17 protein-coding genes and 1 other annotated feature are annotated in these 17,281 nt (G+C 28.1%); of the genes, 4 read left to right on the forward strand and 13 right to left on the reverse strand.

All coding sequences use genetic code 11. The features are described 5' to 3' along the window. Positions 1-792, forward strand: a complete 792-nt coding sequence (locus CS899_RS10245) for a D-alanyl-D-alanine carboxypeptidase family protein (RefSeq protein ID WP_100066106.1) — start codon at positions 1-3, stop codon at positions 790-792. Next, on the forward strand, positions 779-1,909 hold the full coding sequence (gene alr, locus CS899_RS10250) for an alanine racemase (protein ID WP_100066107.1): 1,131 nt from the start codon (positions 779-781) through the stop codon (positions 1,907-1,909). Before CS899_RS10245 ends, alr begins: the two co-directional genes overlap by 14 nt. A gap of 180 nt (positions 1,910-2,089) precedes the next feature. On the opposite strand, the gene ileS is transcribed toward alr, so the two are convergent. From ileS to ilvA, 10 genes are all read right to left on the reverse strand, one after another. Further along, positions 2,090-5,188 carry an isoleucine--tRNA ligase gene (gene ileS, locus CS899_RS10255; RefSeq protein WP_100066108.1) on the reverse strand — a complete coding sequence of 1,033 codons (3,099 nt, stop codon included), beginning with the start codon at positions 5,186-5,188 and terminating at the stop codon, positions 2,090-2,092. Between the two features lie 61 nt (positions 5,189-5,249). Further along, positions 5,250-5,456, reverse strand: a binding site (T-box leader). A 192-nt stretch (positions 5,457-5,648) separates the two neighbouring features. Then, positions 5,649-6,104: a YehR family lipoprotein gene (locus CS899_RS10260; protein ID WP_100066109.1), complete on the reverse strand. Its 456-nt coding sequence runs from the start codon at positions 6,102-6,104 to the stop codon at positions 5,649-5,651. Between the two features lie 203 nt (positions 6,105-6,307). Then, positions 6,308-6,772: a GAF domain-containing protein gene (locus CS899_RS10265; RefSeq protein WP_100066110.1), complete on the reverse strand. Its 465-nt coding sequence runs from the start codon at positions 6,770-6,772 to the stop codon at positions 6,308-6,310. A gap of 8 nt (positions 6,773-6,780) precedes the next feature. Beyond that, positions 6,781-8,073: an NAD(P)H-dependent oxidoreductase gene (locus CS899_RS10270; RefSeq protein ID WP_100066111.1), complete on the reverse strand. Its 1,293-nt coding sequence runs from the start codon at positions 8,071-8,073 to the stop codon at positions 6,781-6,783. A gap of 10 nt (positions 8,074-8,083) precedes the next feature. Further along, a complete protein-coding gene (locus tag CS899_RS10275) occupies positions 8,084-9,298 on the reverse strand; it encodes a BaiN/RdsA family NAD(P)/FAD-dependent oxidoreductase (protein WP_100066112.1) in 1,215 nt (404 codons plus the stop codon). 240 nt (positions 9,299-9,538) lie between these two features. Beyond that, entirely contained in the window at positions 9,539-10,993 is a 1,455-nt protein-coding gene (locus tag CS899_RS10280) for an ABC transporter ATP-binding protein (RefSeq protein WP_100066113.1), read from the reverse strand. Further along, positions 10,993-11,682 carry a CbiQ family ECF transporter T component gene (locus tag CS899_RS10285; RefSeq protein ID WP_100066114.1) on the reverse strand — a complete coding sequence of 230 codons (690 nt, stop codon included), beginning with the start codon at positions 11,680-11,682 and terminating at the stop codon, positions 10,993-10,995. The genes CS899_RS10280 and CS899_RS10285 overlap by 1 nt, the downstream gene beginning before the upstream one ends. A gap of 8 nt (positions 11,683-11,690) precedes the next feature. After that, positions 11,691-12,239, reverse strand: a complete 549-nt coding sequence (locus tag CS899_RS10290) for an MptD family putative ECF transporter S component (protein ID WP_100066115.1) — start codon at positions 12,237-12,239, stop codon at positions 11,691-11,693. 237 nt (positions 12,240-12,476) lie between these two features. Further along, positions 12,477-13,937, reverse strand: coding sequence for a UDP-N-acetylmuramoyl-L-alanyl-D-glutamate--2,6-diaminopimelate ligase (locus CS899_RS10295; protein ID WP_100066116.1), 1,461 nt, complete (start codon positions 13,935-13,937; stop codon positions 12,477-12,479). Between the two features lie 8 nt (positions 13,938-13,945). Next, entirely contained in the window at positions 13,946-15,172 is a 1,227-nt protein-coding gene (gene ilvA / locus CS899_RS10300) for a threonine ammonia-lyase (RefSeq protein WP_207204786.1), read from the reverse strand. A 163-nt stretch (positions 15,173-15,335) separates the two neighbouring features. Here ilvA and CS899_RS10305 point away from each other — a divergent pair, with 163 nt between their 5' ends. Beyond that, the gene (locus CS899_RS10305; RefSeq protein ID WP_100066117.1) at positions 15,336-15,581 is read left to right on the forward strand and encodes a glutaredoxin family protein; all 246 of its coding nucleotides are present in this window, start codon (positions 15,336-15,338) and stop codon (positions 15,579-15,581) included. 17 nt (positions 15,582-15,598) lie between these two features. Next, positions 15,599-15,841, forward strand: coding sequence for a glutaredoxin family protein (locus tag CS899_RS10310; protein ID WP_100066118.1), 243 nt, complete (start codon positions 15,599-15,601; stop codon positions 15,839-15,841). 23 nt (positions 15,842-15,864) lie between these two features. Here the strand turns inward: CS899_RS10310 and CS899_RS10315 are convergent, their stop codons facing one another. Genes CS899_RS10315 through CS899_RS10320 form a run of 3 tightly spaced genes read right to left on the reverse strand, consistent with a single transcriptional unit; the run spans position 15,865 to position 17,250 of the window. Next, on the reverse strand, positions 15,865-16,077 hold the full coding sequence (locus tag CS899_RS10315; protein WP_100066119.1) for a hypothetical protein: 213 nt from the start codon (positions 16,075-16,077) through the stop codon (positions 15,865-15,867). Between the two features lie 32 nt (positions 16,078-16,109). Then, positions 16,110-16,241, reverse strand: coding sequence for a hypothetical protein (locus tag CS899_RS11095; RefSeq protein ID WP_277985540.1), 132 nt, complete (start codon positions 16,239-16,241; stop codon positions 16,110-16,112). Positions 16,242-16,248: 7 nt separating this feature from the next. Next, positions 16,249-17,250, reverse strand: coding sequence for a pyridoxal-phosphate dependent enzyme (locus tag CS899_RS10320; protein WP_100066120.1), 1,002 nt, complete (start codon positions 17,248-17,250; stop codon positions 16,249-16,251). Between the last annotated feature and the right edge of the window lie 31 nt (positions 17,251-17,281).

Raw genomic sequence — 17,281 nt, forward strand, 5'->3', positions numbered from 1 at the left:
ATGAATTTAGCATATAAATACAATGAAACTAACACTATAAGTTTAAATTTTGAAGATATTTATGTTGGTTCTCTAATTCTGGTTAACTATAACCATCAACTAAACAATATTGCTATTGAAAAAAATATTAATCTAATTAATTTAAATGACGAAATAAAACTAGAAAAAACTTCTATAAACAATTTACTTGAACTAGTAAAAGTTTCTAAAATTCAAAATAAATTGGCCTTTGTTAGTGGATTTAGGAACTATAAAGAACAACGAGAAATTTATACAAATTCTTTAAAAGGTAAAGGTTTTGAATTTACAAGTAAATATGTAGCTTTTCCTAATCATAGCGAGCATCAGACAGGACTTGCAATAGATATAGGAGAAAAAAGGAAATTCATAGATTTTATAAGACCTTTTTTACCATATGATGGTATATTTGAAAAATTTAGAAAAAATGCTTCTTTGTATGGATTTATAGAAAGATATAAAAAAAACAAAACTCATATAACTAATATCGCTGCTGAACCATGGCATTATCGTTATGTAGGATTTCCCCACTCTCATATAATATATGAGAAAGATTTATGCTTAGAGGAGTACATTGAACTTATTAAAAATTATAAATTTAATATTAATCCATTTGTACTTAAATATAAATGCTTTGAAATAGAAATCAGTTATTTGAAATATGATTCAAATAATTTAGAAATTAATACAAATAATATTCCCACTACAGTATCAGGAAATAATATTGATGGTTTTATAATCACTCAATGGAGAAATTGTAATGGAAATCTTTAAGAATAAAAAAAGAGCTTGGTTAGAAATTGACCTTAGTGCAATAAAACACAACATTGAACATCTATCAAAAAATCTAGATAAAAACTGTAATATTATGGCTGTATTAAAAGCAAATGCCTATAACTTTGATTCTGTAGAAATAGCCAAATACTTAAACAAATTAAATATTTACAATTTTGCCGTAGCCACAATAGATGAAGCTATAGAACTAAGACAAGCTAATATAATTGGAGAAATACTAGTTCTAGGATATACAGAATTTAATGATTTATACAAGCTGCATATGTATGACTTAACACAAACTATAGTGGATATTTCTTATTTTGAATTATTGAAAAAATCTAAATTAAGAATAAAGACGCATATTGCTATAGATACTGGTATGCACCGTCTTGGAGTAGATTATATCAACAAAGATGAACTATTAGAAATGTTTTCTTGTAAAAATTTAACAATAACTGGAATTTATACACATCTTTGCACTTCTGACGGATTTTCTAAAGAATTTGAAAATTTTGTTAAATATCAATTGGATAATTTTAACTCTGTTATAAATTTTTTAGAAAAAAACAGCATTAAAATACCTAAAAAACATGTTCAAGCAAGTACTGGCGTTTTAAATTATCCTAAGTTTAAAAGTGACTTTGCAAGACTTGGTGTCGCTATATTTGGAGTTTTATGTTCAGACAAAACTCTTTCCAATAACTCTAAAGAATTAAAAGAAGCTATTTCTCTAAAATCAAAAATTATTTCCACAAAAAATGTAAAAAAGGAAGACTATATAGGTTATAGTCAAGTTTATAAAGCAAAAAAGGACATGAGAATAGCAACCGTTTCTATAGGTTACTGTGATGGCTACTCTAGAAGTTTTTCAAATGGTATTGGAACAGTGCTAGTAAATGGACAAAAAACAAATACAGTAGGCTTAATATGTATGGATCTTTTAATGATAGATATAACAAATATAAATGCTAATGTTGGAGATATTGTTACACTACTAGGTAAAGATGGGAAAGAAGAAATTTCACTTTATGAATTAGCTAATAAATCTAGTACCATAACAATAGAAGTGTTAAATCATTTTGGAGAAAGACTCAAAAAAATATATTTTGAATAATTTTCTTCTATAATCCACATTAACTTTAATTCAGCTATTTCTAATATTAAAGATAGTCTTTTTATATCTGTATTTTAATATACCACTATATGCTTTTATAGCTTGAATATAAATTTCAAATTCTTTCATTTTATTCTCCATAAAAATAAAAAAGACATAGTTTTCACTATGTCTTTTACTTTATACTCTTTCAAGTTTTATTACTACTTCTTCTCCATTTAAATCCACAGTTTCACTGTCTAAACTATCAACTGCAATTATTTCTACTGCTAATGTTTCATCTTTTATAAAGTTTTCATATTCTGTAACAGCTTCTTTTATAGCTTCTGTTGGTACATATGTTATTTTTATATTATCTAAAACATCATAGTCATTAGCTTTTCTCATTTGCTGAACTTTAGATATAAATTCTCTAGCATATCCTTCCGCTTTTAATTCTGGTGTTATTGTAGTGTCTAAAATAACAAATAAATTATTTTCCATTATTACATCAAAGCCTTCTTTTGCTGATACTCTAACATCAATATATTCTCTTTTAATTTCTACTTTTTCTCCACCTAGAGTAATTTTTTTATCTGCTTCTTCTAGCTCTGCAACAAATGCTTTAGCATCTATGTCTTTTAAATAGTTTTGGAATTCTTTTATATTTTTCCCTAAAATTCTTCCTGCTACTTTAAAGTCTGGCTTTAATTCATAATTCATAAATTCAGATAAGTCAGCTTCAAATTTAACATTCTTAATATTTAATTCTTCTTTAATTAAAGGAATTAAATCCCCAACTAAATCTTCATACTTAGCATCTACAACTATTTCCTTTAGTGGTTGCCTTACTTTAATATTAACTTCTTCTCTAGAAGCTCTTCCAAGTGCAACTAAGTTTCTAACCACTTCCATTTTTTCTTCTAATTTTTCGTCAATTAAAGACTCTTCAAGTTCTGGAATATAGTCTAAATGTACGGATGCTTTGTCTGTTAAATTTCTGTATATTTCCTCTGCCATAAATGGTGTAAATGGTGCTACAAGTTTTGCCACTCCTAGAAGAATTTCGTAGGTTGTATTGTAAACTGCCTTTTTATCATCATCTATTTCAGTTTTCCAGAATCTTCTTCTATTTCTTCTTATATACCAGTTTGATACATCTTCTATTACAAAGTCAGAAATTGCTCTTACTACTTTTGTAACTTCAAATATTTCCATACTTTCATTATATAGCTTTACTAAATTGTTAAACCTAGAAAGTATCCATCTATCTATTTCTGGTCTATCTTTTGGATCTATATAAAAATCTCTAGGGTCAATTTCATCTGTATTTGCGTATAATTGGAAGAAATTATACGTATTTTTAAATGATCTAAAGAATTTACTATCTACTTCTCTTAAACCATCTGTATCAAACTTTGTAGGTACCCAAGGAGGTGATACATATAATGAATAAAATCTTACAACATCTGCACCATATTTATCAAAAAGCTCTATAGGGTTCAATGTGTTCCCTCTAGATTTACTCATTTTCTTTCCTTCTTTATCTAGTATTAAATCATTTACAAGCACATTTTTATATGGTGCTTTTCCTGTTATTAACACAGATATTGCGAGTAGTGAGTAGAACCAGCCTCTTGTTTGGTCAATACCTTCATTTATAAAGTCTGCTGGAAACATTTCATCAAAGAAATTTTCTTTATTTTCAAATGGGTAATGTTGTTGTGCAAAAGGCATTGCCCCAGAGTCAAACCAAACATCTATAACGTCTTTTTCCCTAGTCATAGTCTTTCCACATTTTTCGCATTTTAAATGAACATCGTCAACATACGGTCTGTGTAGTTCTATGTCTTCTGAAATTTCTTCAATAGCTCTTTCTTTTAACTCTTTTCTTGAACCAACTGAATCAGTATGTCCACATTCACATTTCCACACAGGGAATGGTGTTCCCCAATATCTTGAACGTGTTATTGCCCAGTCGTTTAAGTTTTCTAACCAGTTTCCAAATCTTTTTTCTCCAATAAAATCTGGATACCAATTTACTTTGTTATTCTCATCTATAAACTGCTCTTTTAACTTAGTTACTTCTATATACCATGATGGTTTAGAATAGTATATCAAAGGAGTTCCACATCTCCAGCAGTGAGGGTAGTTGTGTTCAATTTTTTGCTTTTTAAACGCTTTTCCATGGTCAAATAGATAATGGATAATATCGTGGTCTGCTTCCATAACATTTTGTCCATCCCAAGGTGACCCTATAAATTTACCTTCTTCATTAACTGGATTTATTAAAGGTAGATTATATCTTCTTCCTGTTTGATAGTCATCTTCTCCAAATGCTGGTGCGGTATGAACTATACCAGTACCATCTGATGTTGAAACGTAATCTGCAGTTGTTACAAAGAAAGCTTTTTTATCTACTGTAAAGAATGGAAGTAATTGTTCATATTCCATATATTCCATATCTTTACCTTTAAGTTCTTTTAAAACCCTGTAGTCTTCTCCTAGAACTTTATCTGCTAAATCTTTTGCAATATAGTATTTGTTTCCATCTAGTTCAGCTAATATATAGTCAATATCAGCTCCAACTGTTAGTGCAACATTAGATAATAAAGTCCAAGGTGTTGTTGTCCATGCTAAGAAATATTCGTCAGAATCTTTTCTTTTAAAAGCAACATAAACTGTTTGAGTTTTTATCATTTTATAGCCTTGAGCTACTTCGTGTGAAGCAAGACCGGTACCACATCTTGGACAGTAAGGAAGTATTTTAGCTCCTTCGTAGACTAATCCCTTTTTGAACATTTGGTCAAGTAACCACCAAACTGTTTCAATATAGTTATTGTCTAAAGTTATATAAGGATTGTCCATGTCTGCCATAAAAGCCATTCTATCAGACATTTCTCTCCAAGCTTGCTCATAAGTGAATACAGAATTTTTACATTCTTTATTAAATGCTTCAACCCCATACTCTTCTATTTCTTTTTTACTCTTGAGTCCAAGTCTTTTTTCCACTTCTATTTCAACAGGTAAACCATGAGTATCCCACCCTGCTTTTTTCTTAACTCTATAACCTTTCATTGTCTTATAACGACAATTCATATCCTTTAAAGTCCTAGAAATAACATGATGTATTCCTGGTTTTCCATTTGCTGTAGGCGGACCGTCATAGAATATATAATTTTTATCTTCTAGTCTTTGATTTACTGTTTCGTGTAACAAATCTATATCTTTCCAATATTTAGAAATTTCAATTTCTCTTTCTTTTACTGGTAATTTAGAAAGATCTTTAAATTTAGCCATATTTTCTCCTTTCAATATATCTTTTAATAATTTTTATTTAATAAAAAAGAAGCCCCCTATATAATAGGACGCTTTTAACCGTGTTACCACCTAAATTGCATAGAAAATTCTATGCCTCTTAAAATGCTTAACGCGCACAACGTAATATCTTAATTTAGTTCAGATATCAAACTCAAAGATGATTTTTTCTTAAATTCCATTAGCTCATTTCACCAAACTGAACCTCTCTAAAATTTCCTTTAAGAAACTGTCTTTTCATAGTCTATAATCTTTTATATTTTATATTTTACCTGAATTTTTGTCAAGTTCGTAATATTCTATTTAATAGCAATTTTTAATAATTTATTTATATATTCTTCAGTTTTTAAATTAAATATTAATACTACAAAAAACAATTCGAATTGTTAATAAACTCACAAATTAAAAATTCACATAAACATCTGATTACTAAAATTGTTTTTTATTCTTCCTTTTTAAATCCCTGTTTTTCTATTATCTCAGCAGTTTTCTTTAAACTTACACCATTTTTAAAGTCTCCCTTTAACATAATTCCAGGTATATTTTTAGCTTTATCAAAATCTAGTTTTTTATAATTCACCTCTAAACTCTCAAAAACTTTATCTTCTTGATAATCCATTTTATGAGTTATGCCTTCAACTCCTTGATATTGTTCAACCAATTCACTCAAAGCTTGCTCGGCTTCTTCTTTAGTTGCTAATCCCATTGCAGAATAAGCCCATTCATTCGTAGCAGTCTGCTTCTCTACTTTATCTCCATAATGATAAAATGTAAGTTTTGTTTTTACCCCATTTATATCATTTGTGTAAGTAGTTTCTTCTAGTTTTTTTGCTTTATTACAAGAAACTAATAACAGACTTAAAGTTAATAAAATCATTATTTTAGCAATTTTTTTCATATTCTCACTCCATTTTTTTGTAATGCTTACATAATTATAATAAATAATAATTTGTTTTACTATCAAAACTAATGATTAAATTTCTATTTTAAAATGATATTTATTACTACGATAATATCTCGTCAGATTTCCTTTGCCTTTTTACTCTTATCATTTAAATTTTATATAATTTTCCTACAACTAAAATTTTTTAATTTCTTCTGTTATTTGAAATCTATTGAAGTTATTAAAATATCTCTTACTCTTTCAACAAAGTCCTGATCTTCCACTGTAAAATTACCTAGCCTATCACTGTCTAAATCTATTACTCCATAAACAACATCGTTTTTTACAATTGGAACTACTAATTCAGATTTTGCATTTTCATCACAAACTATATGTCCTGGAAACTTACTAACATCATAAACTTTTTTAGTTTCCATTAACAAAGCTGAGGTTCCACAAACTCCTGCTCCTAACTCAATTTTTATACATGCTGGTTCTCCCACATATGGGGCAAGTATTAAATCTCCATCTTCATTTATTAGGTAAAATCCTGCCCATATTACATTTGGTACATTATCAATTAATATTTTTGATACTACTTTTAATTTATCTTCTTTTGTTTTTTCTATCATTAATACATCTATTAATGATTCTAGTATTTCTTCATATTTTAAATTAGACATGATCCCTCCTATAATCCAAGTTCATCTTGTTTTTTTCTAAGTCTAGTAATTATTTGATCATCTTCAAGTTCTACCATATCATAAGTTATTAAATCATCTTTTTTTACATCTACTTTCAACTTTGTTTTCTTAGTTATTAATGCAATAGGAAGAAGTTTCTTGTTTCTTTGATTTATATGACTTGTTATTTTACCAAAAACATCTTTACCACCTATGCCTTCTAAATATTGTCCAGCTTTCAAGTCTCTTTTTGCTACTGTAATAGTATCTGAAACCTGTCCTTTTTCAGGAACTATTGTTGGATCCTTTTCAACTATTGCATCGTAAATAGTTATTGGTGTTTCCAAACTTGTTAAATGATATGGTCTATATAAAACATAATTTGGACCTTGTCCCATAGATAAATATCCCATCAAATCATGAACCTCTTCTGTATCATGTGTTACTACTGCAAACACACCTGGCGCTATTCCAAAACTGTAATCTACTATTCTATAATTATTTAATATTCCACCTTGCTCTTTTAAAGAAAAAAGCTTCGGAATATCATCTATTTTAGCTGTTACTCCATGTCCTCCAAGTACATCTGGAGTAAAGCCTAGTGCATTAGCAACAGAAGTCAATTCGATCATAGTATTCGTTCCATCTACAAATGCTGTTAGAATTTTTGGATACAGTCCTTTAGAGATTGCTTCTTCTCTCAAATCATCTTCTGTTGCGTAATTATTTAAAGGATTATTTTTACCTTTCCCTACAGCTAATAAATTAAAACCTGCTCCGACTGCAAAGTTTGCAAGCTCCATTATAGCTCCTGGTTCGTCCCCTGCTGAGCCTGTATATACTACATTGTTTTTTTTAGCATGATCATAAATTATAGGTCCTACAACTGCATCGCACTCTACATTTAGCATTATTATATTTTTGTAATTATCTATTGACTCCATAGCTAATTGTGCTCCAAAAGGAGGATTTCCAGTTGCATCAACTACGCCTTGAATTTTATTTAATTTATAAGACAATGTATAATCATCTGATATTACAAATTTATTTTTTGACAATGCTAGTTCTGCTTGTTTTAATGATGTAGTATTAACTATATCTTCGTCTTTTATACCTGCAGATTTAAATGCATGACAAGCTTTATCTAATTTTTCGTCAATTATTATAGAAGTAGACATTCCTTTTATTCTAGAAATTTGATTAACTAATCCAGTTCCCATTTTCCCAGCTCCAACTAAAGCTACCCTAACTTCTTCTCCTCTATTTACAAGTTCATCTAATTTTCTTTTCATTCTAAACATAATATTCTCCTTAATTTAAGGAATTAGCACAAGCATTTGCACTGGCCCATGCCCAATGAAGATTATATCCTCCACAATCTCCATCAATATCCATAATTTCTCCTATTATATACAAATTTTTTTGAATTTTTGATTCCATAGTTTTTGGATCTATTTCTTTTGTTGAAATACCTCCACATGTAACTTGACCATCTTTTTCAGATTTATATCCTGTTACCTCTACCCTAAAATCTTTTAAAGCTTTTGAAATATTAAATATATTTTCTTTACTTAAATTCGAAACTGCTATATCTTCATATTTCAAATAATTAATTATAACTTTTATTAACTTATCATTTATTATTCCAACTAAAGCCTCTGACAAATATTTAAATCCATTTTCTTTAAAATTAATTTTCAAATATTTAAATAACTCATCTTCCTTTATATATGAAAGTAAGTCTAAAGATATTATTATTTCTTTCCCTGAAAGCATTCCTCTGATAACTTCTCCAGATATTTGCAAAACCCCAGGTCCTGAAACACCATAATCTGTAAATAATATATCAGAAAATTGTTCATATGTCTTTTTATTTTTATCTATTAAGTAAATATAGCCTGGAATTTTAGTGCCTGATATCTTCTTTAAATCATAATTTTCTAATCTTAGTTGAACTATTCCTGGATGTGTTTGAACTATACTATGTCCTAAATTTTCAAGTAATTTATATCCATTACCATCTGAACCACTTTTTTCCATAGCTCTACCGCCAGTTGCAACAATAATATTATCCGCTTCAAATTCTACATTATCATATAATACGACTTTATTTTTTTTTGAAAATTCAATTCTTTTTACATAACTATTATAATAAAATTTAACTCCTAATTTCTCTGCTTCCAAATTCATTTGTTTAACAACTGAACTTGCCTGCAAACTCATAGGATATACTTTTCCATTTTCTAGTTCTAGCTCTTTTATACCAATTCCATTAAAAAATTTTATAGCTTCTTCATATCCAAAATTTTTTATAGCTGACATAACAAATTTTTTATTTTCACCATGATAATTTTTATATTCAATATTTCTATTAGTAAAATTACATCTTCCATTTCCTGTAGCATAAATTTTTTTCATAGGCTTTTCATTTCTTTCAAACACCAAAACATCATGACCTTTTCTTTTTAAAATAATACTTGCCATTACTCCAGATGCTCCTGCACCTATAATTATTATTTTTGACATAATTCACCTCATAGTAACTATAATATTACATTTTGATTGATTTTGTATATTATTTCTAATAATTTTTTCGTAACTTTTTTGTAACTTTTTTGTAATTTATCTGTAACAAACTTTTAAAATAACTATGCTATTATATAGTTAGTTAATAAATATAGGTCAACTATTTTGTTCATCCTCCCAAATTATGAACCCTGCGACCTATATAATAAATAAAGTCCAGCTAACCACTGGACTATTTTTTTACTCTTTTTTATTATATTCTTCTAGTATTTCTATTCCACCTTTTTTATAAACTTTCCCATCTTTTATCCATAAAATTTTATTTCCTAGTAAATGTGCAATCCTAACATCATGAGTTATAGTTATAATAGTTTTATTCTTATAACCCAATTCCTCTAAAGCCTTAATTAACATTAGTAAACCTTCGTAATCCTGTCCTACGGTAGGTTCATCTAATAGTAAAACTTCTGGATCCATTGCTAATATAGAAGCTATCCCCACTTTTCTTTTTTGCCCCTCTGACAAAGAATAGGGGTGTTTATTTTTCAATTTTTCTAAATCAAATAGTTTCATTACTTTTTGGCTAAGATTTTTGTTTTTTGCAGAAGTTTCTATTTCTTGTTCTACTGTTGGCATATATAATTGGTAATTTGGATTTTGAAATACTATTCCAACTTTCTTGTACCACTCTTGCTTACCAACTCTCTTATTACTCACGATATTCTGTTTAAAATCTCCACTACTCTCTTTAATAAATCTTGATATGGTTTTCAATAATGTTGTTTTACCTGAGCCATTTTCCCCAATAATCAACCAATTATCACTTTTGTTAATATCAATATTAATATTTTTTAAAATTGTCTTTTCTTTTACTTTAAAACTCAAGTCTCTAAGTTCTAATAATTTAATACTATCACGAATTTCAGCCTTTTCTACCTTGTTTAATATATTGTTTTCTACCAAACCCTCTATTTTTTCCTTTTTCTTCTTCCAAAAAGCAGAAAAGTCAGCTACATTTCTAAAATCTTTTATTTCTGAATTTTCAAGCCATAATACTCTATCACTATACGGTAAAACTAAATCTAATCTATGTTCAATAAATATTATCGTATAATTTTTTTTAGCACATAAATATTTTAGATTTTCCAACAATTTTATACTAGCTTTATAGTCTAAATTAGCTAATGGCTCATCTAATATTAATATTCTTTGTTCCATGCACAAGGTACTAGCTGTTATAAGGCTTTGCTTTTCTCCACCTGATAATGTAGAGGTATCATCTTCTAAAGATATATTCATAAATTCAGATTTTTCTTTTATGATTTTTTCTATCTTATCAATTTTGTAATGTAAGTTTTCACAAGGAAAAGCTAATTCATCTTCTACTTTTTCAAAAATTATCTGTTCATCTGCATTTTGCAAAACTGTTCCTACTTGTTTTGATATCTCACTTGTTTTCTTTTCTTTTATATCTTCTGAATAAATTTTTACTGTTCCTTGTTTAATTCCTTTTTCTGAATTAGGAATACTTCCATTGCAACATTTTAAAAATGTAGATTTACCTCCTCCAGATGAACCTGCTAATAAAACGAATTCTCCAGAACTCAAGTGTAAATTAACATCCTTTAAAATAAACTCTTCCTCTTCATTATACTTAAATGAAATATGTTCGAATTCTAAAACTTTATCTTCCATTAATCACCTCTAAGAAACAAATATCCTATAATACATACCAAAAACATTAATATAATAGTATATATAGCATCTCTTATTGTAAACTTCACAACTTTGTACTTAGTAGCTTCTTTATCGTCTATAACAAAAGCTCTAGTTTCTAATGATAAGGATAATAAATCAGATATACTAATAATCCTAATTATTATTGGAAGTAATAATGCTCTATACATTACTTGAGGATTAAAAATACTCACTTTAACTCCTCTTGACTTCATAGCATTCCAAGTTTGTTTTATTTCTAATGCTAATATTGGTATAAATCTTATTGTTATTAAAATTGCTATACTTAAAACCCTTGAAACTTTTAGTTCATTTAAGTTCCTTACTAAATTAATTGGCGGTAAGCCCATTGATGGAATTGCCGCCATTATAAAACATATGAATCTAAAATATATTTGAATACTATTTTCAACTCCTCCTACTGGTATAGAAAGTGTTGCTGGTACTATACTTAATGGTATAAAAATACATAATAATTTAAAAGTTACTTCACCGTATGAAAATATTATATATACTACCATCAAGGCTATTAAAAAAATCAATAAAAATTTCGTCTTAGCTATTAACATTCCAAATATAAATACTACCAAACTAGATAATATACATAATAATGGATATAAAGGTTTTTTCGCCCTTAGTGTATTCATAATTTCTCCTATTTACTCACTTCCAATTTACCCGCTTTTTGTAATTCCTTAGCTAATTTAAATCCTAATTTTGCACCAATAATACCTAATATTATAGATAGTACTCCAAATGTTAATGCCATAGCTGGACTTTTAACTTTTTCAATTATAGAGATACCTTCCATCGTAGCTGTATAAATTAAACTCACTGGTATAGTAATAGGCATATATATCATTGATGCAAAAAATATAGCTTTATTAGAACTATATCCTTTAAAAATAACAACTATTAAAATTTCCGTTAAAATTGCTCCTACTATATTGTTAAAAAACATGATTGGTGACATCATTAGTAAAAACACACCTGTAAGTACTCCAATTATAGATAAACTACCTATTTTAGGAACTTTTATTAGTGCAATAGTAATAAAAATCGCAAATATTGGAGCAGCTAATACCTGTCTTAATGCAAATTGATTAGTAAACATTACTATTGGCATTATAATTCCTGAAACCAATATCAGTAAAGCAGAGGTTATCGCCAAAAAAACTATGTCTTTCATTTTAAATCTTTTCATTTAACCCTCCTTAATGTAAATTCATATTTTCTGCTACTTTCTAATTTAATATTTTCTTAACTTATATACAAATTACCTAGTGTAACCTTTTATATGCTTTGTTATATTTAATATAAAGTTCATTGATTTTTACTAGCTCTTTCTATGAATATATTTTTCTCATATATATTACTCCGATATAGATTATTATAATCATTTTACTCCATCAATTACAATTTAAATAAAAAAAGTACTTGTCTATATCTCACCAAGTACTTTTTTTATTTCTTCTATTTCATAATAATAATGCTCTACTCCACCTTTTTTAAGATATCTTTCATTACCTTTTCCAAGAAATAACACTATATCATCTTTAGTAGCCATTTTCACAGCTTTTTCTACAGCATCTTGCCTTTTTTCAAAGTATAAAAATTTTCCATTACTATTTTTTATACCATCAATAATAGGCTTTGATATATCATATACTGAATGATAGTAAACGTCATCTTCTGTTACTATAGATAAATCTGCATACTTTCCTGCTACTTCTCCTGCTAGATATCTTGTTTCAGTAGTTCTTGCACCATTTATCCCAAAAACTATCACTACTTTTTTGTCAAAACTACTTTTTACAAATTTCAATAATTTTTCTATAGCATCTGGTGTATGAGCAAAATCTATAACTAAATTTAACCCCTTATTATTTTTTACTATCTCATATCTTCCTTCAGGTCCTTCAAAGTCTGCTATTCCTTTTGAAATCTCTTCTAAGCTTATTCCCATTTCAGAAATTACTCCCATAGCTCCTAATGCATTGTACACATTAAAAAGTGCTGAAATAGGCATATTTATCTCTATATTACCTCTTGGTGTCTTAAAGGTAAACTTAGAACTACTCACATCCATATCTATATCTATAGCCATGTAGTCTGCTTGATTCTCTATTCCATAAGTTAATACTTCTTTGCCTTCTTCTTTTAATTCTTTTGCTAATCTTTTACCATATTCATCATCTATGTTTATTAAGTTAGCTTTAGAAGTCATGCAAAATAATTTTTTCTTTGCTTGATAGTAATTTTCCATATCACCATGTAAGTCTAAATGTTCTATAGTTAAATTTGTAAAAATTCCGTAGTCAAAATCTACTCCTTTTACCCTATTTAACTCTAAAGAATGTGAAGAAGCTTCCATAACACAATTTTTCACACCATCATTTAATAACTCTCTAAATATTTTTTGTAAAATATTAGCTTCTGGAGTTGTTTTTCCTAAAGCTGTGTTTCCATTTTTTGTTTTTAAGCCTATACTTCCTATAGATGCCGTACTTTCTCCACAGTTGTTTAATATACTTTCAACCATGTAAGTAGCTGTGGTTTTTCCGTTTGTTCCTGTAACTCCTATAATATTAAGCTCTTTACTTGGATATCCAAACAAAGCTTCTGAAACATCTGAAAGTCCTGACCTTGTGTCTTTTAATTTTACATAAACTATATTTTTATTGTAATTCTCTAAATCATTTTGATGAAATACAACCCTTGTTCCATTTTCAATAGCATTATCTATATATTTGTGTCCATCTGTAACAAACCCTTTAATAGCCATAAACGCTGTCTTTTCGTTTACATCTTTCGAATTAATAGATATATAATCTATTTCTATATTTGTATCTCCTTTTATAGCTAGAGTTTCTACCTTGGTTAATAACTCACTTATTAACATTAATCCTCCTAATTTGTAACTTTTACCTTATATCCTTCTTGGTAAAGTCTATCTACTATTTTTTCTATATGCTCATGTCCATTAGATTCAACTTGAACTTGTAATACTACGTCTGTAAGTCTATCTACTGTTTTAAATTGATCATGAGAAACTTCTACTACGTTGGCACCTTCATCAGCTAAAATTCTTGCAATATTCAATAATTCTCCTGGTCTATCTGGAAGTAACACTGTAAATCCAAATAATCTACCTTTAGATATTAAACCTTTTTGAACCATAGATGAAATAGTAACCATATCTATATTACCACCACTGATTATACATGCAACCTTTTTATTCCAAACTTTAAGTTTTTTAGCTGCTGCTATTGACATCGCTCCTGAAGATTCAGCCATTAATTTATGATTTTCCATTATTTCTATAAAACTTTCCATTATTTCATAGTCAGAAACAGAAATTATCTCATCGACATAATCTCTAACAATTTCATAAGTTGTTTCCCCAGGTTCTTTAACTGCAACACCATCAGCTATTGTATCCACTGTATCTAAACAAATTATATGTCCATCTTCTATAGAACAAGTCATAGACTTTGCACCTTCTGGCTCTACTCCAATAATCTTTATATTAGGATTAATTTGTTTTGCAGCTACTGCAATTCCTGATACTAATCCTCCTCCACCAATTGGCACTATTATAATATCCATATCTGGTTGTTCTTTTAATATTTCAATAGCTATTGTTCCTTGCCCCTCTATTACATCTATATCATCAAAAGGATGTACATATGCCAAGTTATTTTCCTTTGAAATTTCTATTGATTTATGAAATGCCTCATCAAAATTTTTACCATGCAAAACTACTTCAGCACCATATTTTCTTGTACCTTCTACTTTTATTAAAGGAGTTGTTGTCGGCATTACTATAGTAGCTTTTGCTCCTGCCTCTTTAGCCGAATATGCCACTCCTTGAGCATGATTTCCAGCTGAAGCTGTAATTATACCTTTTTCTTTCTCTTCTTCAGACATTTTGGCAATCTTATTATAGGCTCCTCTAATTTTAAATGCCCCTGTAACTTGTAAGTTTTCAGGTTTTAAATAAATATTATTTCCTATTTTCTTAGTAAAAGATTCACTATATATCAACCTCGTTGGATTTGTTACTCCATTAAGTCTATCTTTCGCTGCTTTAAAGTCCAATTTTTCTACCATCATTTCTATTTCCTTACAAGTCATTTTTATCCTCCCAAAATACTTATTAAATGTATATTATATCACTTTTTATATATGTTTTAATATTTATTTTACCACTTTACTTAGCTATAAGTAAATCTTTATTTTTTATTGAGTTAATAAATTTACTTTGGGTATTTATAATATGTGAAAGGTGGTTGATATTATGCCAGAATTAGAATTATTTATAAGTAATACTTGCCCTTATTGTCAGAAAGTATATCGATTTATAGATAAATATAATCTAAATGATAAAATAAAGTTTACAAATATAAATCAAAGTGCTGAAGACAAAGCTAGACTTGTTGAAGTAGGTGGAATGAATCAAGTTCCTTGCCTATTTATAGATGATAAGCCAATGTATGAATCTAGTGACATCATTGCTTATTTAAAAGAAAATATTGTAAAGTAAACTTATAGGAGGGTATTATGCCAAAATTAGAATTATATTATATGGATATTTGTCCATTTTCCCAAAAAGTTTTAAGATTTATGAGTGAAAATAATTTAAACGATAAAATCTTGTTAAAAGAAATTAGATTAAATGATTATGATAGAGAAACTCTTATTAATGTTGGTGGAAAAGAACAAGTTCCTTGCCTATTTATAGATGGTAAACCATTATATGAATCAGATGATATTATTGCTTATTTAAAAGAAAATATCTTATAAAAGAGTCTTAATAGACTCTTTTTTTATTTCTCATAAATCTTAATATATTTTAATTTTAACCATAAACTTATTTCATCATATCCCAATACTTCCTTACTTGGCATTTTATACAAAAATATATTTATATTTTGTTTATTTAAAATTTTTCTTATAACAGCATATGTAATCTCGGAAAAAGCCGCTGCTCCTATATATCCTTCTATATTGTCCTTATCTTCATTAAATAAAAATAACATTTCTGACTTTCCTATGTTTTCAAAAAATTCTCTTAATATTTCCGAATATTATTTGATAACTTTGGATAGTCAATAACTCTGTAACCTATTTCATTAAAATGCTCTATCCACTTTATATATTCCTCTTGAAATTTAGAACTTCCTGAAATGACACAATTATCCATTTACCCTCTACCTCAATATTTCTTTAATCATTCCATAACTATTTCTGCTACCATATGATGTCATTATTAAGACAACTTCTTCGTTTTTTGGTATTTTACCTTCTTTTACCAATTTTTTTATTCCACCGTAAACTATTGCTGATGAACCTTCTAAAAATATACCACTCTTTGATAGTTCCTTAGTATTTAAAATTGCTTCTTCCTGGCTTACAGACACTGCATATCCTTTACTTCTATTTAATGCTACTACCGATTGTCTAGTTACTGTATTTCCACCTACTGAAGGTGTTAATGAATATTTTCCTTCAAATAAATTATTTGTCTCAGCTTTGCTACTTAAAATTAATTCTAATCTTGGTATAGGTTCAACTGCTATAAGTTTAGGAATCTTTGAAATTATATTTAAAGAATTTAATTCTTTAAATCCTTCAAATATCCCAAATAACAAATCTCCTCTAGATGTAGGTATTGCTAGGTAATTTGGAATATTATCTCCAAAATATTCATAAATTTCATAGGATATAGTTTTATATCCTTGCACTCCAAAATAACTACTTCCAACTGGTGGGTTCATATAATTAGTCGCAGAAAACCAATTTACTTCTTCAACATGTTTTTTTATTATTTCCCATCTTTCAAATGCTGTTTTTGTAAATATTATTTCTGCTCCAGTTGCTAAGATAGCCTCTTTACAATTTGGTAAAATGTTATCTGTCGTAACTATTATGCATTTTATTCCTGCTCTTGCTGCATAAGCTGCTAAAGAGACTCCTTCATTACCACTAGAGGCTGCTACTACTATTTCTTTATTATTTTCTATTGCACGTTGTACTATAAAAGGATTCATTCTATCCTTATGAGTTCCTGTTGGATTTTGAAACTCATTTTTTAAATATACATTATTTAGACCTAATCTTTCTGCTAAATTTTTGTCTTCTAATAAAGGTGTTCCTCCTTCAACAATGGTTGGAAATTTATTGTATGGTAAATAATCTGTATATCGAAACATACCTCTTTTTTCCTTATAAATATTAAATTTA

Source organism: Miniphocaeibacter massiliensis, from assembly GCF_900232905.1.
GTDB lineage: Bacteria > Bacillota > Clostridia > Tissierellales > Peptoniphilaceae > Miniphocaeibacter > Miniphocaeibacter massiliensis.

Coding starts and splice junctions, on each gene's coding strand:
- alr (WP_100066107.1), top strand. CDS start 779: ATGGAAATCTTTAAGAATAAAAAAAGAGCTTGGTTAGAAATTGACCTT.
- CS899_RS10260 (WP_100066109.1), bottom strand. CDS start 6,104: ATGAAAAAAATTGCTAAAATAATGATTTTATTAACTTTAAGTCTGTTA.
- CS899_RS10320 (WP_100066120.1), bottom strand. CDS start 17,250: ATGTTTCGATATACAGATTATTTACCATACAATAAATTTCCAACCATT.
- CS899_RS10245 (WP_100066106.1), top strand. CDS start 1: ATGAATTTAGCATATAAATACAATGAAACTAACACTATAAGTTTAAAT.
- CS899_RS10285 (WP_100066114.1), bottom strand. CDS start 11,682: ATGAATACACTAAGGGCGAAAAAACCTTTATATCCATTATTATGTATA.
- CS899_RS10280 (WP_100066113.1), bottom strand. CDS start 10,993: ATGGAAGATAAAGTTTTAGAATTCGAACATATTTCATTTAAGTATAAT.
- CS899_RS10290 (WP_100066115.1), bottom strand. CDS start 12,239: ATGAAAAGATTTAAAATGAAAGACATAGTTTTTTTGGCGATAACCTCT.
- CS899_RS10310 (WP_100066118.1), top strand. CDS start 15,599: ATGCCAAAATTAGAATTATATTATATGGATATTTGTCCATTTTCCCAA.
- CS899_RS10295 (WP_100066116.1), bottom strand. CDS start 13,937: ATGTTAATAAGTGAGTTATTAACCAAGGTAGAAACTCTAGCTATAAAA.
- ilvA (WP_207204786.1), bottom strand. CDS start 15,172: ATGACTTGTAAGGAAATAGAAATGATGGTAGAAAAATTGGACTTTAAA.
- CS899_RS10315 (WP_100066119.1), bottom strand. CDS start 16,077: ATGTTATTTTTATTTAATGAAGATAAGGACAATATAGAAGGATATATA.
- CS899_RS10275 (WP_100066112.1), bottom strand. CDS start 9,298: ATGTCAAAAATAATAATTATAGGTGCAGGAGCATCTGGAGTAATGGCA.
- CS899_RS10270 (WP_100066111.1), bottom strand. CDS start 8,073: ATGTTTAGAATGAAAAGAAAATTAGATGAACTTGTAAATAGAGGAGAA.
- ileS (WP_100066108.1), bottom strand. CDS start 5,188: ATGGCTAAATTTAAAGATCTTTCTAAATTACCAGTAAAAGAAAGAGAA.
- CS899_RS11095 (WP_277985540.1), bottom strand. CDS start 16,241: ATGGATAATTGTGTCATTTCAGGAAGTTCTAAATTTCAAGAGGAATAT.
- CS899_RS10305 (WP_100066117.1), top strand. CDS start 15,336: ATGCCAGAATTAGAATTATTTATAAGTAATACTTGCCCTTATTGTCAG.
- CS899_RS10265 (WP_100066110.1), bottom strand. CDS start 6,772: ATGTCTAATTTAAAATATGAAGAAATACTAGAATCATTAATAGATGTA.